Annotated in this window: 17 protein-coding genes; 11 read left to right on the forward strand and 6 right to left on the reverse strand. The window is 67.6% G+C overall.

Annotation, left to right across the window (positions count from 1 at the left end):
• Positions 1 to 168: 168 nt before the first annotated feature.
• The 3 genes from hutU (at position 169) to Q8Z05_RS09955 (ending at position 3863) form a co-directional block, all read left to right on the forward strand.
• Positions 169 to 1872: a urocanate hydratase gene (gene hutU, locus Q8Z05_RS09945; RefSeq protein WP_305943296.1), complete on the forward strand. Its 1704-nt coding sequence runs from the start codon at positions 169 to 171 to the stop codon at positions 1870 to 1872.
• Positions 1869 to 3461 carry a histidine ammonia-lyase gene (gene hutH / locus Q8Z05_RS09950; RefSeq protein ID WP_305943297.1) on the forward strand — a complete coding sequence of 531 codons (1593 nt, stop codon included), beginning with the start codon at positions 1869 to 1871 and terminating at the stop codon, positions 3459 to 3461. The genes hutU and hutH overlap by 4 nt, the downstream gene beginning before the upstream one ends.
• A 165-nt stretch (positions 3462 to 3626) precedes the next feature.
• Entirely contained in the window at positions 3627 to 3863 is a 237-nt protein-coding gene (locus Q8Z05_RS09955; protein ID WP_305943298.1) for a hypothetical protein, read from the forward strand.
• Positions 3864 to 3898: 35 nt separating this feature from the next.
• Here the strand turns inward: Q8Z05_RS09955 and Q8Z05_RS09960 are convergent, their stop codons facing one another.
• The 3 genes from Q8Z05_RS09960 to Q8Z05_RS09970 form a co-directional block, all read right to left on the reverse strand.
• Entirely contained in the window at positions 3899 to 4135 is a 237-nt protein-coding gene (locus tag Q8Z05_RS09960) for a hypothetical protein (RefSeq protein ID WP_305943299.1), read from the reverse strand.
• 132 nt (positions 4136 to 4267) lie between these two features.
• Positions 4268 to 5293, reverse strand: a complete 1026-nt coding sequence (locus Q8Z05_RS09965; protein WP_305943300.1) for a cation diffusion facilitator family transporter — start codon at positions 5291 to 5293, stop codon at positions 4268 to 4270.
• Positions 5290 to 5772, reverse strand: coding sequence for a transporter substrate-binding domain-containing protein (locus Q8Z05_RS09970; RefSeq protein WP_305943301.1), 483 nt, complete (start codon positions 5770 to 5772; stop codon positions 5290 to 5292). Before Q8Z05_RS09970 ends, Q8Z05_RS09965 begins: the two co-directional genes overlap by 4 nt.
• Positions 5773 to 5891: 119 nt before the next feature.
• On the opposite strand from Q8Z05_RS09970, the gene Q8Z05_RS09975 reads away from it, so the two are divergent.
• Positions 5892 to 7196 (forward strand): cation:proton antiporter, encoded by a 1305-nt coding sequence (locus tag Q8Z05_RS09975; RefSeq protein ID WP_305943302.1) that lies wholly within the window; start codon positions 5892 to 5894, stop codon positions 7194 to 7196.
• 118 nt (positions 7197 to 7314) lie between these two features.
• Complete coding sequence (locus Q8Z05_RS09980; RefSeq protein WP_305943303.1) at positions 7315 to 9288, forward strand: hypothetical protein; 1974 nt, start codon at positions 7315 to 7317, stop codon at positions 9286 to 9288.
• Between the two features lie 30 nt (positions 9289 to 9318).
• Here the strand turns inward: Q8Z05_RS09980 and hutG are convergent, their stop codons facing one another.
• Together hutG and Q8Z05_RS09990 are read right to left on the reverse strand one after the other, a co-directional pair.
• A complete protein-coding gene (hutG, locus tag Q8Z05_RS09985) occupies positions 9319 to 10290 on the reverse strand; it encodes a formimidoylglutamase (RefSeq protein ID WP_305943304.1) in 972 nt (323 codons plus the stop codon).
• Positions 10291 to 10451: 161 nt separating this feature from the next.
• Positions 10452 to 11894, reverse strand: coding sequence for an NCS2 family permease (locus tag Q8Z05_RS09990; RefSeq protein WP_305943305.1), 1443 nt, complete (start codon positions 11892 to 11894; stop codon positions 10452 to 10454).
• Positions 11895 to 12006: 112 nt separating this feature from the next.
• Here Q8Z05_RS09990 and Q8Z05_RS09995 point away from each other — a divergent pair, with 112 nt between their 5' ends.
• Positions 12007 to 12654 carry a copper resistance CopC family protein gene (locus tag Q8Z05_RS09995; protein ID WP_305943306.1) on the forward strand — a complete coding sequence of 216 codons (648 nt, stop codon included), beginning with the start codon at positions 12007 to 12009 and terminating at the stop codon, positions 12652 to 12654.
• Here the strand turns inward: Q8Z05_RS09995 and Q8Z05_RS10000 are convergent.
• Positions 12651 to 13295 (reverse strand): NAD(P)-binding protein, encoded by a 645-nt coding sequence (locus tag Q8Z05_RS10000; RefSeq protein ID WP_305943526.1) that lies wholly within the window; start codon positions 13293 to 13295, stop codon positions 12651 to 12653. The genes Q8Z05_RS09995 and Q8Z05_RS10000 overlap by 4 nt on opposite strands.
• 457 nt (positions 13296 to 13752) lie before the next feature.
• Here Q8Z05_RS10000 and Q8Z05_RS10005 point away from each other — a divergent pair, with 457 nt between their 5' ends.
• From Q8Z05_RS10005 to Q8Z05_RS10025, 5 genes are all read left to right on the forward strand, one after another.
• Positions 13753 to 14784: a universal stress protein gene (locus tag Q8Z05_RS10005; protein WP_305943307.1), complete on the forward strand. Its 1032-nt coding sequence runs from the start codon at positions 13753 to 13755 to the stop codon at positions 14782 to 14784.
• A gap of 30 nt (positions 14785 to 14814) precedes the next feature.
• Positions 14815 to 17538 (forward strand): PEP/pyruvate-binding domain-containing protein, encoded by a 2724-nt coding sequence (locus Q8Z05_RS10010; protein ID WP_371745955.1) that lies wholly within the window; start codon positions 14815 to 14817, stop codon positions 17536 to 17538.
• Between the two features lie 127 nt (positions 17539 to 17665).
• The gene (locus Q8Z05_RS10015; RefSeq protein ID WP_305943308.1) at positions 17666 to 18847 is read left to right on the forward strand and encodes a LolA family protein; all 1182 of its coding nucleotides are present in this window, start codon (positions 17666 to 17668) and stop codon (positions 18845 to 18847) included.
• Positions 18844 to 19821 carry an ABC transporter ATP-binding protein gene (locus tag Q8Z05_RS10020; protein ID WP_371745956.1) on the forward strand — a complete coding sequence of 326 codons (978 nt, stop codon included), beginning with the start codon at positions 18844 to 18846 and terminating at the stop codon, positions 19819 to 19821. Before Q8Z05_RS10015 ends, Q8Z05_RS10020 begins: the two co-directional genes overlap by 4 nt.
• The gene (locus Q8Z05_RS10025) at positions 19811 to 20701 is read left to right on the forward strand and encodes an ABC transporter permease (protein ID WP_371745957.1); all 891 of its coding nucleotides are present in this window, start codon (positions 19811 to 19813) and stop codon (positions 20699 to 20701) included. Before Q8Z05_RS10020 ends, Q8Z05_RS10025 begins: the two co-directional genes overlap by 11 nt.
• The last annotated feature ends 20 nt before the right edge of the window (positions 20702 to 20721 follow it).

Genomic DNA, 20721 nt, shown 5'->3' on the forward strand with positions numbered 1-20721 from the left:
CGTTTTGAGGGCCGAAAACGACACCTGCTGCTACCTAGCCGGGAACATGGGGTGCGTCTGGAATCCCGGACAGCACCCCCTCCAAAGCCCTGTTTCCGGGGCTTCGGACAGGCTTTAGTTGATACAGAACCACATTCCCCGGAACCACCAAGACACGAAGGAGCCCCCATGGCACCCGCCGATTTCACCACCGGTGCCCGCCCGGTCAAAGCAGCCCGCGGCACCGAGCTCACCGCCAAGAGCTGGCAGACGGAAGCCCCGCTGCGCATGCTCATGAACAACCTGGACCCCGAGGTGGCCGAACGCCCCGATGACCTGGTGGTCTACGGCGGCACCGGCCGCGCCGTCCGCAGCTGGGCCGCGTTCGACGCCATCACCCGCACCCTGGAAACCATGGAAAAGGACGAGACCCTGCTGGTCCAGTCCGGCAAGCCGGTGGGCGTTTTCCGCACCAACGAATGGGCGCCGCGCGTGCTCCTGGCCAACTCGAACCTCGTGGGCGACTGGGCCAACTGGCCCGAATTCCGCCGGCTCGAGGCCGAGGGCCTGATGATGTACGGCCAGATGACCGCCGGGTCCTGGATCTACATCGGTACCCAGGGCATCCTGCAGGGCACCTTCGAAACCTTCGCCGCGATCGCCCGCAAGCTTACCGGCGACGAGAACGGCACCCTCGCCGGTACCCTGACCCTCACCGGCGGCTGCGGCGGCATGGGCGGTGCCCAGCCGCTCGCCGTCACCCTGAACGACGGCGCCTGCCTGATCGTCGACGTCGACGAGACCCGCCTGCGCCGCCGCGCCGGCAAGCGCTACCTCGACGAGGTGGAAACCGATCTCGACGCCGCCATCGCCAAAGTGCTCAAGGCCAAGGAGGAGCGCCGCGGCTGGTCCGTGGGCTACGTGGGAAACGCCGCCGAGGTGTTCCCGGAGATCCTGCGCCGCCACAACGCCGGCGAACTCACGGTGGACATCGTCACCGACCAGACCTCCGCGCACGATCCGCTGAGCTACCTCCCCGAGGGCATCTCCGTGGCGGAATGGCACCGCGAGGCCGAGGCTGATCCGGAAGGCTTCACCAAGAAGGCGCAGGCCTCCATGGCCAGGCACGTCCAGGCCATGGTGGAGTTCCAGGACGCCGGCGCCGAGGTGTTCGACTACGGTAACTCCATCCGCGACGAAGCCCGCAAGGGCGGCTACAACCGCGCGTTCGAATTCCCCGGCTTCGTCCCGGCCTACATCCGCCCGCTGTTCTGCGAGGGACTCGGCCCGTTCCGCTGGGTTGCGCTGTCCGGCGACCCGGAGGATATCCGTGTCACCGATGAGGCCATCAAGGAGCTGTTCCCGGAGAACAAGCACCTGCACCGCTGGATCGACGCCGCCCAGGAACGGGTCGAGTTCGAAGGCCTGCCGGCCCGTATCTGCTGGCTCGGCTACGGCGAACGCGCCAAGGCCGGCCTGCTGTTCAACCAGCTGGTCAAGGAAGGCAAGGTCAAAGCGCCCATCGTGATTGGCCGCGACCACCTCGACTCCGGCTCCGTCGCCTCGCCGTACCGCGAAACCGAAGCAATGCAGGACGGCTCGGATGCGATCGCCGACTGGCCCATGCTCAACGCCCTGCTCAACACAGCCTCCGGTGCCACCTGGGTTTCGCTGCACCACGGCGGCGGCGTGGGCATCGGCCGCTCCATCCACGCCGGACAGGTCTCGGTCGCCGACGGCACCGACCTTGCCGCGCAGAAGCTCGAACGCCTCCTCACCAACGATCCCGGCATGGGCGTTATCCGGCACGCCGACGCCGGCTACGACCGCGCACTCGAGGTCGCCAAAGAGCGCGGCGTCCGCATCCCGATGAACGAAGGAACCACAAAGTGACCATCACGACCCACGAACCGCTTACCGTCACCCTCGGCTCCAGCGGCGTCACACCGGAGGACGTCGTCGCCGTCGCCCGCCACGACGCCAGGGTGAGCATCTCCCAGGAAGCCCTGGACACGGTGGCCAAGGTCCGCGCGCACATCGACGACCTCGCGCACAGCGAGACACCCGCCTACGGCATCTCCACCGGCTTCGGCGCGCTGGCCAACCGGCACATCCCCAGCGAGCTGCGCACCCAGCTGCAGAAATCGCTGATCCGCAGCCACGCCGCCGGAATGGGCCCGGCAGTGGAGCGCGAAGTGGTGCGCGGCATCATGTTCCTGCGCGCCAAGACCCTGGCCTCCGGCCGCACGGGGGTCCGCCCGGTGGTGCTGCAGACCATGGTGGACGTCCTCAACGCCGGAATCACGCCGGTGGTCCGCGAATTCGGCTCACTCGGCTGCTCCGGCGACCTCGCCCCGCTGTCCCATTGCGCGCTGGTGCTGATGGGGGAGGGCGAAGCGGAAGGTCCCGACGGCGTGACGTACGGCGGGCGGGGCGAACAACCTGTCGCCGTACTGCTCGCCGAGCACGGGATCGAGCCGGTCACGCTCGCCGAGAAGGAAGGGCTGGCGCTGGTCAACGGCACCGAGGGCATGCTGGGCATGCTGCTGATGGCCATCGCGGACATCCGCCAGCTGCTGACGACGGCGGACATCACCGCCGCGCTCAGCGTCGAGGCGCTGCTCGGCACGGACCAAGTGTTTCTGCCGGAGCTCCACGGGGCCCTCCGCCCGCACCCTGGACAGGCTGCAAGTGCGGACAACATGCTCCGCGTCCTGTCCAACTCGCCGATCGTGGCCTCACACCGGGTGGGCGACTCCAAGGTCCAGGACGCCTACTCGCTGCGCTGCGCACCCCAGGTTGCCGGAGCCGTCCGCGACACCGTGGACCACGCGGCCCTGGTCGCCTCCCGGGAACTTGCCGCAGCCATCGACAACCCCGTGGTGCTGCCGGACGGCCGGGTGAGTTCCAACGGCAATTTCCATGGCGCCCCGGTGGCATATGTTTTGGATTTCCTGGCAATAACGGTGGCCGATTTGAGTTCCATCGCGGAACGCCGCACCGACCGCATGCTGGACCCGGCGCGCTCGCACGGGCTGCCGGCATTCCTTGCGGCTGATCCGGGGGTGGACTCCGGCCTGATGATTGCGCAGTACACGCAGGCCGGACTGGTTTCGGACAACAAGCGGCTCGCCGTCCCGGCGTCGGTGGACTCGATTCCGAGCTCGGCCATGCAGGAGGACCACGTGTCCATGGGCTGGCACGCTGCCCGGAAGCTCAGGAAAGCCGTGGAGAACCTGCGCCGTGTCCTGGCCATTGAGCTGGTGACGTCGGCACGGGCCATTGACATGCGGACCCAGCTGTCCGGGGGAGAGCTGGCCCCAGGCCCGGCCGGCACCGCTGTGCTCGCGGCGCTCCGGAACGTCGTGGAGGGGCCGGGGACGGACAGGTTCCTGTCGCCGGAACTGGAAGCGGCGGACCGGCTTGTCGCCTCAGGCGAAGTCCGCGCGGCAGCCGAATCCGCCGTCGGGATACTGGCCTGAAAGTGAACATTCTGCAGTAAAAATGCGAATTTTCCGGGGCCCCCGAAATACTAAGCGACACAACGCACGGGGCCCCGGAATTTGTAGTAGAACTAAAGATGTAGTGATGAAGTCCACACCAACGATGTTGTGGCGAACGAACATATACAAAGGGGTAGAAGTTCAATGAAAGCACGGGGGACGGTTCTGTCCAGGCGGATGGCATTTGCTGCCACGGTTTCCGACTGGAGGACCCTCAAAGCAGGCGATCGGGTTGAAATCCTCAAGCATGCGCATGTGGTGGCCGCAGGTGAGGTTGAGGAGATTTCCGTCAGCGGAAACGTGCTCTGGCTGGTGCCCTCAGCCCCGTCGGAAACCCAGCTCTTTATGAAGTCCGACGGTGTCCAGGTCCGCAGGACCTAAGCCCTAGGCCATCCAGCAAAGCCTATGCCGCGGTGCTAGGCGGCGATGTCCTCGTAGGTTTCACCGAAAGGGACGGATTCGTCGAGGGCCACGGTGTAGGCTCCCGGCTCGACGCGGGTAACGCGGATGCCGCAGTTGCCGTCTTCGACCGCAGCTTCGATCAGTTCCTTGACGGCGCTGTCCAGGCCGTGGTGGATCTCTTCGGCGGAGGAGAAGGTCAGGTGGATGGACCGAACGTCGGTGGTCTGGGATTCCATGGTTGCTGCAGTCATTGGGGGTCTTTCTCTCAAATAAATGCCAATTGGCCTCAGCCCAGTCTACCGGTGCTGTCAAGAAACATAAGATGTCTGGCATTTGTCCCTCCGGGGTTCGGTGATTCCGAAACCCGGAGGGACAGCCTTTTTTCAGCGCTCGCCCCCGGAAGTGGCCACGCCGGGCAAGTACTCCGAGGGCAGATCCGAGACTGGAATAATCACCATGTCCTGGACCTTCCAGTCCAAGTCGATGCAGGCCTGCCGGGCGTCCTCGAGCTGCTTCATGGAGGGCATCTTCCCGTCCACCGGGACCACGAACGATTCGACATGGAACACGTGGCCTTCGTCGCGGATCCGGGACCTGGCTGTCCCGGTCCAGTCCAGGCTGGAAAGGTAATCGTCTATCTGGCTGCCCAGCGGGTGGGGCTCGGCATCGTCAAAAGTCCTGGCCCGTTTGTCCATCAGGGCGGAAATGGCGGCGCGGGTGTTGCGGATGCCGTCGTGGAGGATGCTGGCTGAGATCACCAGGGCGGCCACCGCGTCAGCCCACCACCAGCCGAGGCCGATCCCCGCCACACCTACCGCGGCCGCCACTGCGGTCATCCAGTCAGCCTTGTTCATGTCGGCGTCCGCGTACAGGACCTTGTCGTGGAGCTTCTCGGCGAGCTTCATTTTCACGTGGCCCAGATAGACCGGTGGTCCTGCCGTCAGGATCATGGCAACGATCATCACCCAACCCAACCAGATGGTCTGGCCGAAGAACTCAAAACCGCCAATCGTTGGGTGCTCGCCGTTCAGCAGGCCAATGCCTGAATCCGCAATCAGGTAGGCGCCCATAACCGTCAGGGCAACCGCGGCCACCACGTGGGCAATGCCCACGGCCCTGTGAAAACCATAGGGGTGTTCTTCGCTTGGGCGCTTGCGGATAGCGCGGGATGCAACCAGGAAGGACAGCGGCGGAAGGAAGGACAACAGATCCTCCACCCAGGCGGCTTTCATCGCCTGTGAGTTGCCCAGGACCACGTACACCAGCGCGGTAGAGGCGGCCAGGAAAGCGAGGGTGATCCACTCAAACTTCACGGCCCTGCGCAGGGCGTCCTGCTGTTCCTGGGGCAGGGTGGTGTGGCCGAAGCGGACGGGTTCGCGTTTCGGTGCGTGGCTCGTGGAAAGTTTCATTTCGCCGTTCCGGAAGCCATGAGGAACCTGTCCAGCTCGAGCAGGAACGCGTTCTCTCCCTTACCCACGAGCATGACGTGTTTGTGGATCTTGCCGCGCCCGTCTGTGGATTCGGCGTATGCACGCGTCAGGCCGGCATCTTTCTCCCACGGCGTTTTGTCATTGAGGCCGCCGACCACCAGGTCCAGCTCGCCGTGTTTGAGGGCTTCAGCCAGCACATGCTCAGTGCCGTCGGACCACTCAATTTCCGCGCCAAGGCGTGCCGCGAAGGCTCTGACGAGATCAGGCTCGCTGCCTTGGGGTTCCCCGCCGTCCGGGAGGATCACCCACTCGCCGTTGGCGCTGGCCCCAACCCGCAGCGTCCCGCCGGTAACGCGGTTGAGTGTTCCTTCCGGATCGGCGGGAAAGGAGTTCCCGCAGGCCGTCAAGGCTAGTGCGCAGGCCAGCAGCGCTGCTGCCAAGCTCTTGGGGATCTTCATGCCTCCGGCCTCCGCCACATGGTTTTGCTGTTTCAGACAGCCTACTTACCGTTTGCCCGATAGGGTGGACAGCAACATCCGGTCTTGTGCACCGTGGCGCAAGCGGAGAGAAGGCGACGATGTTCGAACCTCCCAGCATCATTTTTGTCGCGGCCGGACTCGCTGTCCTGACCGCCGCCGTGTTGCCCAAGCTGCTCCGGAATGCCCCGTTTTCCATGCCCATGGTGTTCCTCGGTTCGGGCATGGTCATCTTCAGCGCCCTCGGTGACCTTCCGGATCCGGATCCGCTCCGGTACGGGACATTCACCCTCCACCTCACCGAGGTGTGCGTGATTATTTCGCTGACCGGTGCGGGCCTGGCCCTCGACCGGCCCGTGGGACGCAGGCGGTGGGCCACCACCTGGCGGATGCTGGGAATCGCCATGCCGGTGTGCATCCTTGCGCTCACCCTTCTGGGGATGTGGCTGCTGGGCCTCGGGCTCGCCGCGGCGCTCCTGGTGGCAGCCGCCGTCGCCCCCACGGACCCCGTCCTGGCCTCGGAAGTCCAGGTGGGTGAGCCTGCGGACAGTGACGAAGAGTCCGACAAGGAAGACGAAGTGCGGTTCGGGCTCACGTCCGAAGCCGGACTCAATGACGGCCTGGCGTTTCCATTTGTCTATCTGGCCATCGCCATCAGCGCAGCCGGCGCCTCGCCGTCCGGGTGGTTCCCGGAGTGGTTCGCCGTGGACGTGCTCTGGCGGATCGGGATCGGCCTCGTGCTGGGCTTCGGCACGGGCAAAGTCCTGGCCCGGCTCTTCTTCTCGTCACGGCACGACAGCATCAGGTTGTCCGAACACTCCGAGGGTTTCGTGGCGCTCACGGCGACATTCCTGGCATACGGAGCAGCGGAAATGATCGAGGGATACGGCTTTGTCGCCGTGTTTGTCTGCGCTGTCACAATCCGCGCCGCCGAGCACACGCACGGGTACCACCGGGTGCTGCACTCCTACGTCGAGCAGCTCGAACGGCTCATGACGGTGGTCATTCTGGTGCTGCTGGGCGGAGCCATCGCCCGCGGCCTGCTTGAGGGCATCGGCTGGGCGGAAGTCGCAGTGGCAGTGGTCTTCCTGGTGCTGGTCCGGCCGCTGTCGGGCGTGCTGGCGCTGGCGGGAGGAAAAACCGGTCCGAGGGAACGGATCGCCATTTCGTTTTTCGGCATCCGCGGGATCGGCTCCCTGTATTACCTCGCCTACGCCCTGGGCAAGGGCCAGTTCACGGACCAGGCCGAGCAGCTGTGGGCCATCGTGGGCCTGGTGGTGGCCGCGTCCGTGGTCCTGCACGGCGCAACCACGGCTCCCGTGATGAACAGGCTGGACCGGCTGCGCCAGCGGAAGGCCGCGGAGAAGTTCGGCGATGAGGACGAGGCGCCGAAGACGGCGGTCTGAGGAGCACGCCCGGTTTCGCGGCCATTGAGCCCCCGCGCCTCTTCCGATATGGTCAAATCCACAGGACCGGCCCAGGGTCAGCTGGGCGCAGTCACCAGCCACCAGAGAGCAGCCTCCCGTGTCTACCGACCACTCCGCAACACTGCACTCCGAAACACTGTCCGCCCAAGCGGTTTCCGACGACCGTCCGCCGCTGGAACGGCGCCTTGATCCGCAGATCCGCAAGCTCGGCGTCGGCGTCTGGACAGCGGAACTGATCGGGGACGAACTGGCGAACATCAGTTACGGGGGCCGGCCCGTGCTCCGCGCCATCAAGGCGGTGGTGCGGGACCACGAATGGCGCACCCTGGCGCCGTCGGTGCGGGATATTGCGGAACTGAAGGACGACGACGGCATCAGCCTCCGCATCCACGTTGACTACGCAGCACCCGGCGCTGAGACGACCGGCGCTGAGACACCCGGCGCTGAGGCGGCGGCCTACGAAGGCATGCTGTTGCTCCGGATTACGCCTGCCATCGTCGAGGTATCGTTCTCCGGCCGGGCCAAGGCGGCATTCCGGCGCAACCGGATCGGGCTGGTGGTCCTTCATCCCACCAGCGAAGCGGGCCGGGACGTCAGTGTAGTGTCGCCGGACGGAGCCGTCACCAGCGGGGCCTTCCCCGCGGACATCAGGCCGGACCTTGTCTTCTCGGACATTTCCTCCATGGAATGGGCCGACGCCGGGACCGCCTTTGATCTCGGCTTCTCCGGGGACATCTTCGAAACCGAGGACCAGCGGAACTGGAGCGACGGTTCTTTCAAGACCTACAGCACGCCCTCCGCGCTTCCCATCCCGGTGGACGTGGCGCCGGGGGACACCGTGAACCAGTCGGTCAGCATCGAGGCCCTCAGCATCGAGACGCCGGACAATCCGCTCCGGGAAAGCCATGAACCGGCAGCCTTCACGGTGGGTGAACCGGCCGGAACCGTTCCCGCGCTTGCGGTGTCCGTGGACTCGCCGCAACCGCCGGCCGGGAATAAGGGGGAGGGGCCGCAACTGCCCGGCCTCGACGCCGTCCTGGTGGAACTCTACGAACCACGGGAAGTGTGGCCCGCCAAGCTGGCCGCCGCAGCCCGGGAAGCGGACCGGCACGGCGCCGCGCTGGACGTGCGGGTCGTCTCCGATTCCGCCGACGGCGTGGCCGAAGCACTCACCGACGCCCTGGGCGGGCAGCTGTCCCGGATTGCCCGGATGGGACTTTTCCACCCGGAGACCGAGTGCACGGACCCGGCGGCCTTCGGCGTGCTGAAAGTGTCGCTGGCGGAAGCAGGGTTCACCGGACAGCTTCTGGCCGGAACCCGCTCACATTTCACGGAACTCAACCGCTGGATTGCAAGCGGCAGCGACGGCAGCGGCACCCCTGTTCCGCAGGATGCCGACGCCGTGACGTTCAGCCTCGCTCCGCAGGTCCACAGCACGGAAGTCCCGCACATCACGGAGACCGTACCGGTCCAGCGGCTTGCCGCGGCCAACGCCGCGAAGCTCGGAGGCGGGCGCCCCGTCCACGTCGGCCCCGTCACGCTCAAGCCCCGCCTTCATGCCCCGGGCCAGCAGGCCCCCGGCGACGAACTCCAGGACCACAGCTTCACCGCCGCCTGGACGTTGGCCAGCCTCGCTGCCCTTACCGTTGACGGCGTCGCCTCCGTCACGTACTTCGAAGCGGGACCGCCCCGCGGCATCGCCACTGCCGAGGGCACGCTGAACCCGGCCGGAGAGCTGCTGCAGAAGCTCGCTGCCTGCAAGGGCGATCCCGTGCTGGCCGCCACGGAAGCCCCAGGGCACCGGCCGGCAGGCAAAAGTCCTGTGACGGTCTACCCGGTGCAGTCGGCTGCCGGCCTGCAACTCTTCGTGGGCAACCTCAGCCCCCGCGAGGTCGTTGCCAACGTCACGCTCCCCCCCGGGACAGCGGAAAGTACTGCTGCGGGACCGGCCGACGTGACAGTCATCGGGGCCGCCGCAAGCGCCCAGGAGCAAGCAGCCCCAGCGAACGACGGCGTCCTGTCGGTAACGCTGGGACCGTGGGCCACCGCCGTCGTCAGCTTCCGGAACTAACGGCGGGCAACAGGCCTGGCCCGGCAGGGCCTAGCCCAGCAGGGTGTTGACCAGCCGCGCGGCCACCCTGGCCGTGCGCTGGTCGATATCGAACTTCGGGTTCAGCTCCGCCACGTCCAGGTGCAGCAGCTTTCCGCTGGCCGCCACCTGCCGGCACACGGCGCTGATCACGGCAAGAGGAACTCCGAACGCGGCCGGGGCGCTGACCCCGGGGGCCACCGCGGCGGGCAGCACGTCCAGGTCGATGGTCAGGTACAGGACGTCCACGCCCGCCAGGAAGTCGGCCACGAACTGTGCGGTGGCCTCCGCCGTGCAGTCCTCGTCGAGAAGATACTTCACGCCCAGCCGTTCGGCGGTCTTGAAGAGCACACGGGTGTTGTTCGGCTCGGAGATTCCGACGACGGCGTAGTCCAGTCTGCGTTCGGCGGCCTCCTCGGCGCGGGCCATCTGCAGGAACGGCGTGCCGGAGGACGGCTCGGGCGCGTCCCGCAGGTCGAAGTGGGCGTCCAGGTTCAGCACCCCCAGCCGCTTGCCGCTGCGGACCGCCTCGGAATTGGCCACGCCAAGGTAGCTGGCGAACGCGGTCTCATGGCCGCCGCCCAGCAGCACGGTGAGGTTGCCGGCGTCGAGCATTTCAGACACGGCCAGCCCGGCACGGGCCTGGGCTGCCTCCAGCGCACCGTCCTTGACGGTCACATCGCCGGCGTCGAACACCTCGCGGGGGAGGTGGAATGCGAGCGGCGACAGGGCTGCCCGGATGGCGCCGGGGCCTGCGGCGGCGCCCACCCGGCCCTTGTTGCGCAGGACGCCGGCATCGCTGCCGAAACCGAGAATGACGGCGGGCCGGCGAAGGGACTCCGGAGCATCGGCACCCGAAGCGGCGTGTCCGTGGCGGTACGGCGTGACGGCCTGCCACCAGCGGCGGTGCTCGGCGCTGTCGCCGTCGAAGCGGCCCCTCCAGGTGAGCGGCGGGATATCGACTGTGAGTGCTGTGTGCGGCATACTCCAAGCTCACCGCAGCCGAGCCTCGAAAACCAGCCCCGCCGCCGCCGGGCTGTCCCGGATCCCGGACACCTTGCTTAAACAGCACCGAGGTGGCATTTCGCGGCAATGTTTTCGAAAAACACTGCCGCGAAATGCCACCTCGGCGGAAGAAAACCGGGCTAGTGGATGCCGAGCGCCTGCTCGATGGGGCCGATGCCGAAGAACAGCAGGAACGCGGCGGCCACGGCCCACATCAGCGGGTGGACCTCCCGGACACGGCCCTGGAAGGTGCGGATCAGCACGTAGGCGATGAATCCGGCTCCAAGGCCGTTGGCGATCGAGTAGGTGAACGGCATGAGGGTGAAGGTCAGGAACGCGGGAATCGCAATGCCCCAGTCCTGCCAGTCGATCTTGCCCACCTGGGCCACCATCATGAAGCCCACCACCACGAGGGCCGGGGCCACGGCCTCGAACGGGACCAGGTTGATCAGCGGCGTGAAGAACATGGCCACCAGGAACAGCAGGCCGGTGACGATCGAGGCGAGGCCCGTGCGGGCACCCTCGCCGATGCCGGCGCCGGATTCAACGTAGATCTGGTTGGAGGAGACGGACGCGCCGCCGCCCACAATTGCACCGAGCGCGTCGACCTGCAGTACGCGGTCCACGTTGGGGATGTTGCCGTCCTTGTCCACGGTGCCGGCCTCGTTGGCCAGGCCCACCATGGTGCCCATGGCGTCGAAGAAGATGCTGAGCAGGATCACGAAAGCCAGCAGCGTTGCAGCGACGAAGCCGAGGTGCTCGAATGCCCCGATGGGGTTGGCCTTGCCGATCAGCGACAGGTCCGGCGCGGCCCACTCGGTGAACTTCGGTGCCACTAGCGACCAGCCCTGCGGGTTGAAGTTCTTGCCGTCGAAGCTCGGACCGATGTGGAGGGTGAATTCAAGGATGACGGCCAGGATGGTGGAAGCGATGATGCCGATCAGGATGGCGCCCTTGACCTTCCGGACCAGCAGGCCGATGGTGAGGATCAGTCCGAAGACGAACACCACGGTGGGCCAGCCCAGGAGCTTGCCGTCGAAGCCAAGGCCCACCGGAACCGTTGTGCCGGCGGCGTCCGGGATGCGCCGCACGAATCCGGCGTTGACCAGGCCGATCAGGGCGATGAACAGGCCGATGCCCACCACGATGGCCGTCTTGAGGCCATCCGGGACAGCCCTGAACACCGCGGTGCGGAAGCCGGTGAGGACCAGGATCAGCATGGTGATGCCGGAGAGGACCACCAGGCCCATCATGTCGGGCCAGGTCAGGCCCGGATTGGTTGCCACCGTGACCGCCACGAAGGCATTGACGCCCAGGCCGGTGGCCATGGCGAACGGGTGCTTGGCCCAGACGCCCATGAGGATGGTCAGGATGCCGGCGGCGAAGGCCGTGACGGCCGCGACGGCGGGGAAGCCCAAGGTTGCACCGCTGGAGTCGGGTCCGGAGAGGATCAGCGGGTTCAGCACCACGATGTAGCTCATGGCGAAGAACGTGGCAAAGCCTCCGCGGATCTCGCGGGAGAAGTTTGACCCCCGCTCGGATATCTTGAAGTACCGGTCCAGTGCAGAGCCCTGCTTAAGCATTAGTCCTCCGGGGAGAGTGTTGGGGGTTACTTGAATCCTAGTAGGTTGCCGGGATGCGACCCCGCGATTTCGCCTAGTCTGTAAGGAAGCCAACACACAGGAGTAACCCCGCATGCGTCCCATCCGCCACTTGCTGAGAGCCCTCATCGGGGCGCTGTTTTTCACGGCCGCCGTGCTGACCGCTGCGGCCCCGGCCTCAGCCCATGACGCCGCCGAGTCCAGTAGCCCGGCGCAGGGCGCTACCGTGGCCGCTCCTCCGGAGACTGTTTCCGTGACCTTCAACAAGGCCCCGCTGGCCCTGGGTTCGCAGTTCCAGGTGAAGGATGCCGCGGGCACCGACTGGGCGGAGGGGCCCGTGGAGATCGTGGACAACGTGGCGTCGCAGAAGCTCCGGACCGGTGCTCCCGCCGGGGAGTTCACCGTGTTGTGGCGCGTGGTCAGTTCCGATTCGCATCCGATCGAGGGCACCTTCACGTTCACAGCCACCGCCGCAGCGGCGGGCGGCCCGGCGCAGAGCACTTCAACGCAAAGCAGTTCAACGCCGGGAAGTACGACGACGGCGGGCCAGGTCCCCACGGCCGGCACCGCCCAGCCCGGCATCCCCGCCGCGCCTGAGCAGGCGCCCGACGCTTCAGAACCGTTCCCCTGGAGCCTGGTGCTGTTCGCCGGAACCGCCCTGGGCATCCTCGTGGCACTGGGTGTGCTGGCGAAGCGGAACCTCAAGTCGACCGACAGTGAGACCAGCGGGCCTGAGGCCTAGGCCGGGGCCCAGACGGGCGCTGGCAGAGCTGCGAAGCTTCCCGTCAGGACTGAGGGAACACTGTCCGGATAGACCTTCGCCGAGATTGCCTGCCCCACCACCTTGGCCTGGCGGAGCACTTCCTTGGGCGTGGGAGTGATGAGTTCCCCTACCCCCACTAGGTAGATGCCGATGGCCCGCATCGCGGCGGCCAGGTTCTGCCCCAGTGCGAGCCCAAGGTCTGCGAGCATGCGGCGCAGCTGGCTGTGCGCGCCGCGGGTCAGGACAATGTGGTGGGCCAGCAGGATGCCGTCCGGTGTGTGGACGGCCCACTGGTGCAGGGATGGCTCGGCGGCCCCGCCTGCCAGCAGGTTGATCTGCACGGCGCGGGTATTGTTGCGGATGTCCAGGTTGTGGCTACTGGCGTAGTTCCTCAGGTGGCGGAGGATTTCGTTCCGCTCCTGCATGGTGGCTGAATTCGGCGCGTCACAACGTGGCAGGGACACGGTGTTGGGGGACTGGATTCCGCCCAGGGTTTCGAGCGCATCCACGGTGATGGAGTCCACGCCGCGCCGCCGGAGTTCGCTGGCAATTGCCAGGCCCGGAAGCCCTGATCCGATGATCACCGCAGTGGTCTGCTCGGTCCCACCATAAATTGGCATGCTCGACACTGCTCGTTCCTCCTCGAATGGTTCACAGTGCAGACCTGGTTCTCCTGCACTCTCCGTAACCCCCAAAGTCCGGCTGCGCGTTAAGCTGGATTGTGTTCTGAAACACATATCTCAGTTTCGCAACGCCTCGACAATACAGAACTTTTCGAGCTCTGGATAGCCCTTGCCGGACAATGGCTACCCCCACGATCTCACACTTGTAATTTGGCTCATCGGAGGTGGGATCTCTATGTTTCAGCGGCGTAAAAAGTGGTAGCTGGCTCAGGTGTCCAAAGCCTCTCAAGGCGTGGTTTTAGGCCGCTTGCTTACTGTTCGGCAACCGAGAATAGTGGTCTAAAAGAGCGGAATTTCGGCCACCACCAGGTCCTTGTCCCCGGTTCACCCGGTGGACGGCCACTTCTGGCAGAATAGCGGCAACATCAGGCAGTATCGCGAGGAGGCGGACCCCATGGGCCGAGATCAGGTGCACCCGTCAAGGGATGACGACGGCGGTTCCGCCGCCCCCGAGGGGATCGTCGTGGGTGTGGACGGTTCCGACCATAGCCAGTGCGCGCTCGTCTGGGCCGCCCGCGAAGCTGAACGCCGCCGCCGCCCCCTGCATATCGTGACCGCTTACTCCGTGCCGATCTTCGCAGCGTCCGGCCTGGACGGCGGCTACGCCACTGTGGATGACTCGGTGATCCGCGAGGGCGCCGAAGCCATCCTCAAGCAGGCTTTGGACAAGGTGGCCCCCTACGACATCGACGTTGACGCCTCCGTGGAGAATGGCGACGCCTCCGGTGTGCTGCTGGAGATGTCCGAAACCGCCGAACTGCTGGTCTTCGGCACCCGCGGCCGGGGCGGCTTCGTGGGCAGGCTCCTGGGCTCGGTCAGCAGCGCCCTCCCGGCTCACGCGAAGTGCCCCACGGTCACCGTGCCGTTGATCTGCGCCGACCGCCTGGGGGAGACCACTGACGACAAACACGTCAAGGCCGAGCAGGCCAAGTCCGGCCACCAGCCTGTTGAACACGTTGTGGTGGTGGGCGTTGACGGTTCGGAACAGGCCCGTGTTGCCGTGCTGGAGGCCGCGGACCAGGCTGAGCGGCTCGGAGCGCCGCTTCGCGTCGTCTGCGCCGTGCCGCAGTACAGCGGATCGCTGGCATGGGTCCCTGCTCCCATGGACCGGGAGGCACTGTTCGCGGACATCCGGGTCCAGCTCGACGCCGGAGTGGCCTGGCTGAAGAGCCACTATCCCAAGCTGACCGTGGAGACCCAGCTCGTGGACGGTTCCCCGGTGGACGTCCTGGTTGAAGCCAGCCGCCACGTGGAACTGGTGGTGGTGGGAACCCGCGGCCGCGGCGGCTTCACGGGAATGCTGCTGGGGTCGACGTCGGACGGCATCCTCCATCACGCCAAGGGGCCGGTGCTGGTGGTTCCGGACCGGGACGACCCCCGGCTCGCGGACCGCGCCAGCTTCGGGCCCATGCTCGGCGCAGCTTAACCCTCCGGCGCGCGAACCGGGGAGGCAGCGGTGAACCAGGTCAGCACTCCGGACGCTTCGGCGGATGGACTGGTGCTGGGCCTGGAACTGATCGATGCCGGCATGCTGGCACGCGTGGGCGGCAAGGCAGCCAACCTGGGCGAGACCACACGTGCCGGGCTGCCGGTGCCGCCGGGCTTCTGCCTGACCACCGAGGCCTACCGGCGGGCCGTGGGCCCTGCGGGGCTCGAAGACGTGCACGGCGCGCTGGCCGCCACCGGTGACCATGACCTGGCGGCCCTGGCCACGCTGGCGGCCCGGGCGCGGGAACTCATCCTGGGGGTGGATGTCCCGCCGGAGATTGCCGCTGCGGTCCGGGAGTCCTACGCCGCACTGGGGACAGACGTACCGGTGGCCGTCAGGTCTTCCGCGACCGCCGAGGACCTGCCTTTGGCGAGTTTCGCGGGGCAGCAGGACACGTACCTCAATGTCGTTGGCGCCGACGCCGTGCTTGACGCTGTCCGGCGGTGCTGGGCGTCGCTGTGGACGGACCGGGCGGTGGCCTACCGTGCCACGCACGGGATCAGCCCGTCAACGGTGGCCCTCGCAGTGGTGGTCCAGCGCATGGTCGATGCCGCCGTGGCGGGCGTCCTGTTCACGGCCAACCCGGTGACGGGACGGCGTCATGAGGCAGTCATCGATGCGAGCCCTGGCCTGGGGGAAGCGGTGGTTTCCGGGGCGGTGAATCCGGACCACTTTGTGGTTGATACGGCCACCGGCGCGATCCCGGAGTGGCGGCCCGGGGACAAGGCCATTTCCATCAGGCCGCTGCCCGGAGGGGGCACGGAACGGACGGTCCTCCCACCGGATTCCGGCCCTTCCCTGGACGATGCACAGGTCCGTGAACTGGCAGCGCTGGGCAGCACGGTGGAGCAGCACTACGGGGCGCCGCAGGACATTGAATGGGCCATTGATGCCGCGGACAAGCTGTGGCTGGTGCAGTCCCGGCCCATCACCACGCTGTATCCCCTGCCGGACCCCCGTCCCGGCCTGCCGGAGCCTGACGGCATACGGGTCTTCCTGTGCTTTAGCCTTGCCCAGGGACTCACCCGCCCGCTCACACCGATGGGCCTGGCCGGGTTCCGGCTGCTCGCCGGTTCCGTGGCCCGCTCCGCCGGCTTTGACCTGCCCGAGCCGCGCAACGGTCCGGCACCCTACCGGCAGGCGGGTCAGCGCCTCTTCGTCGACCTCACCCCGGTGGTCCGCAGCAGCGTGGGCCGCGTAATCGTCCCCCGGGTCTTCGACATTATGGAGGCCAGGTCCGCCACGGTGCTCCGCCGGCTGTTCGCCGACCCCCGGTTCGCCGTGACCACCAGGTCCCCGTGGCGGCTCCTCCGGCACGTGGTTCCGGTGGCGGCGAAGGGGAGGGTCCCGGAGACGTTGCTCCGGGCACTGCTTCGGCCGGAAGCGGCGCTTCAGCGCGCGGAGAGTTTCGGCGGCCGGCTCCGCGCCTCCCTGGCGGTTCCCGCCGACGCCACGGCGTCGGAACGGCTGGACCATGCCGAACGCATCCTGGGCGGGAAGCTTTTCCCGATCGTCCCGGCAGTGCTGCCACTGCCTGCCCTGGGATTCGCGTCCCTGGCTGTCGCCGGGAAGCTGGCCGGGGCCGGCACGAACTCCGGCGCCCTCCAGGCGGTGCTCCGCGGGCTCCCCAACAACGTGACCACGGAAATGGACCTTGCCCTCTGGCACCTCGCCACGGCCATCCGCGCCCAACCCGCCGCAGCCGCGATCTTCGACGGGGCCTCCCCGAAGGAGCTGGCGCGGCAGTACCGCTCCGGCGGGCTTCCCGCCGTCGTGCAGTCCGGGCTGGCGGGCTTCCTGGCACGGTACGGCCACCGGGCAGTGGCGGAAATAGACCTCGGCATGCCCCGCTGGTCGGACGATCCCACGCACATCCTCGGAGTCCTGGCGAACTACCTCAAACTCGACGATCCGGCACTGGCGCCGGACCGGCAGTTCGCCAATGCCGCCCGCGAGGCGGAAGCCCAGATGGAGCGGCTGGTCGCAGTCGCAGGAAGCCGGGGCGGCCCGGCGGGCAGGCTGCGCGCCCGGCTGGTGCGGGGCGCGCTGAGGCGGACGCGGATGTTTGCCGGGTTGCGCGAACTGCCGAAGTACCACATCGTGGAGGGCCTGGCCGCGGTCAGGAAGGAGCTCGCGGCGGTCGGCGCGGAGCTCGCCGCAGACGGGCGGGTCGTCGAGGCCGACGACATCTTTTTCCTCGACTTCGCCGAAGCGCACCGGGCCCTGGCCGGGGCGTCGTTCCGGGAAGTCGTGGCGGAACGCCGGGAAGCCTACGACGCCGAACTGGGCCGCCGCCGCATTCCCCGGGTCCTCCTTTCGGACGGGACGGAACCGGAGGCGCTGCAGGCAGCGGGCACGGGCGCCGCGGCAGGCGTCCTGTCCGGCACACCGGCATCTGCCGGGACTGTCACCGCCAGGGCGCGCGTCATCCTGGACCCGCAGGGTGCTGCTCTGGAACCCGGTGAAATCCTGGTGGCTCCGTCCACTGATCCGGGGTGGACACCGTTGTTCCTTACCGCCGGCGGGCTCGTGATGGAAATGGGCGGACCCAATTCGCACGGTGCGGTGGTGGCCCGCGAGTACGGAATTCCCGCCGTCGTGGGCGTCCCGGACGCCACCGCCATCATCAGCAGCGGGCAGGTGATCACGCTCGACGGCGGGGCCGGCACCGTGGTGCCGGCGGGGGACTGAACCCGCCCGCGGCAGCGTGCTGAGCCGCCCCGGCAACGCCCGCCCGGCCATATCCCAAGGGGGTGTACCGGGCGGGTCCGAGGCGTACTCTGGAATCAATAAGCTGCAAAGTTGGAGCGGAGTTGTCATGACCAAAAAGTGGCTGCGGTGGATGCCTGCCGCTGCCGTGCCGGCCGTTATTGCCGCCGCTGCTTTGGCGGGGTCGTTGCCCGCCAGTGCAGGGGACCCGCTGCCCGCCAAAACGCCCCAGGAAGTCCTGGAGCTTATGGCGCAGCACACGGCTCCGTCCCTCTCCGGGACCCTGGAGCAGACCTCCCAGCTTGGCCTGCCCCAACTCCCGACAACCGGACCGTCGGCAGGGAGCGACGCAGCCTCCGTGCTGGAGTTGTTGAGCGGCCCGCACACTGCCCGGGTATTCCTCGACGGACCGGCCAACGTGCGCGTCCAGGTGCTGGACCGGCTGGCTGAACGCAATGCGGTGCGCAGCGGTGACCAGGTCTGGCTTTACAGCTCCAAGGACAACACCGCCACGCACCTGACACTGCCCGCCGATGGTGGCCAGCACAAGGATTTCGGCCAGTACAAGCATCCGGGTGCCGGCACGGACGGCGTCATGCCGACGCCGGCGGACCTGGCCGCGCGGCTGCTTGCCGCCGCTGATCTCACCACCGAAGTCACAGTGCTTCCGGAGGTCAACGTTGCCGGCCGGGCCGCCTACAACCTGATGATCACCCCACGTACGGAAGGCACCCTGATCGCGTCTGCCGCAATCGCTGTTGACGGCCAGAGCGGACTGCCGCTCAGCGTTGAACTGAAGGCCCGCGGCCAGAACGAACCGGCCTTCACCCTGGCGTTCACCAGCCTGTCACTCGAAGCGCCGGACGCCTCGCTGTTTGCCTTCAGCCCGCCGCCGGGTGCAACCGTCAAGGAAATTGACGTGCCTGCCCATGGCACGGGCGGCTGGCCGGCACACAGTACGGAAAGCGGCGCGGTACCTGACGCGGAGGCGCCGGATGCTGCCGTTCCCGGTGCGGTTCCCGGCTCGAGGGATCCGGACATCGGAAACCCGCGGCCCACGGTGACCGGTACCGGCTGGGAGAGCGTGGTTGAATTCCCCGCCGGCCCCGCGTCCGCGGAAGCCGGGGCGATGGTGTCCAGTGATCCGCTGCTGCAGCAGGCCGCTGTTGCGGTGCCGGGCGGACGGCTGTTCAGCACCGCCGTCGTGAACGTGCTGTTGACCGACGACGGGCGAGTCTTCGCAGGGTCTGTTCCCGCGGAGCGCCTGCTGACCGCTGCTGCCGCGAGGTGACAGCCGCGGGCCGGGGCGTGGAACTGGCCATAGAGACGCGCGGGCTCAGTAAGAAATTCGGCCATCAGCTGGCCGTGGACGGCGTTGACCTTGCCGTGCCGAAGGGCTCCGTGTTCGGCTTCCTGGGCCCGAACGGCTCCGGCAAAACCACCACCATTCGCATGATGCTGGGCCTTGCCGGCGCCACGGAGGGTTCCGTCAGCGTGCTGGGGCTGGAGATGCCGGCCCGCTTCCACGACGTCCTGCCGCGGGTGGGCGCCCTGGTGGAAGGCCCGGCGTTCTACCCGTTCCTGTCCGGGGAAGCCAATCTCCGGAGGCTCGATGCCGCGGACCCCCATGCAGCATCGGCAACGCGGCGTGCGCGCGTGGAGGCTGCGCTGGAACGCGTCGGCCTGACGCACGCCGCCGGAAAGAAGGTCCGTGCTTATTCGCTCGGCATGAAACAGCGCCTGGGCATCGCCAACGCACTCCTCTCACCCCGGGAACTGCTGGTGCTCGACGAGCCCACCAACGGCCTGGATCCGCAGGGAACCCGTGAAGTGCGCTCGCTGGTGCGGTCCCTCGCGGCGGACGGTGCCACGGTTTTCGTCTCCAGCCACCTGCTGGCCGAGGTGGAGCAGATCTGCACCCACGCCGCCGTCATGAGCGCGGGGCGGCTGGTGGCGCAGGGAACGCTCGCAGACCTGCGCGATGCCGGCAAGGCCCGGATCCGCCTGGTAACGCCCGACGCCGGCCTGGCCGACGGCGTCTTCGCCACGTTCGGCATGACCCCCGAGGGAGGCCGGAACAACGGGGCGCTGGTTTACGGGGCACCGCCCGGAAGCCGCGCCGAAGGCGATGGCGTGGAGCCGGAAGCGGTGGTGGCCGCCCTGGTGGCGGCCGGGGTACGGGTCCGCGGCTTCGCCGTGGAGCAGGGCAGCCTGGAGGACCGTTTTGTGGCGCTGACGGGGGAGGGGTTCGACATTGCCCAGTAAAGGCGCGCCCAGCAAGGACCGAGCCGCTGACGTCGGAGAACGCCCGACGCCGGCCGGAAGGCCAACGTCGGGATGGCCGCTGCTGGCTTCCGAACTGAGCGTCCTGTTCCGCCGGCGTCGGACCTGGGCGATGCTGCTGGCGCTCGCCGCCGTTCCGGTGCTGATGGCAGTCGCCGTCCGGCTTTCCTCGGCCGTGCCGCCCGGGCGCGGACCCGCCTTCCTGGACAGGTTCACGCAGAACGGGCTGTTTGTGGGGGTGACGGCGATGCTGGTCTGCGTGCCACTTTTCCTGCCCCTCACCGTGGGGGTGGTGGCCGGCGACACGATCGCCGGCGAAGCCGGCCTGGGCACCCTGCGTTATCTGCTCGTGGCACCGGCCGGCCGCGTGCGGTTGCTGCTGGTCAAATATGCCGGCGCCGCGGCGTTCTGCATCGTTGCCCCGCTGGTGGTGGCGCTGGCCGGGGCGGGCATCGGGGCGGCGCTGTTTCCGGTGGGTCCGGTGACGCTGCTGTCCGGCGACGTGATCACCCCCGGGGAGGCGGTGGTCCGGCTGGTGCTCGTGGCCGCCTACCTCACCGTGTCGCTGCTGGGGCTGTCCGCCGTCGGGCTCTTCCTCTCCACCCTGACGGATGTACCGGTGGGCGCCATGGCGGCCACGATTGTGGCCTCGGTGGTGTCCCAGGTGATGGGGGAGCTGCCCCAGCTGGAATGGCTGCACCCCTGGCTGTTCAGCCATTACTGGTTCGGGTTCGCGGACCTGCTGCGACAGCCCATTGCCTGGGATTCCTTTGCTGCCAACGCGCTGTTGCAGGGTGGATACATCGCGGTCTTCGGGGCGCTCGCCTACGGCAGGTTCGTCACCAAGGACGTGCTGTCCTAGGCGTGCTGTCCTACGACGAA

The sequence above is a fragment of the Arthrobacter oryzae genome (genome assembly GCF_030718995.1).
GTDB lineage: Bacteria > Actinomycetota > Actinomycetes > Actinomycetales > Micrococcaceae > Arthrobacter > Arthrobacter oryzae_C.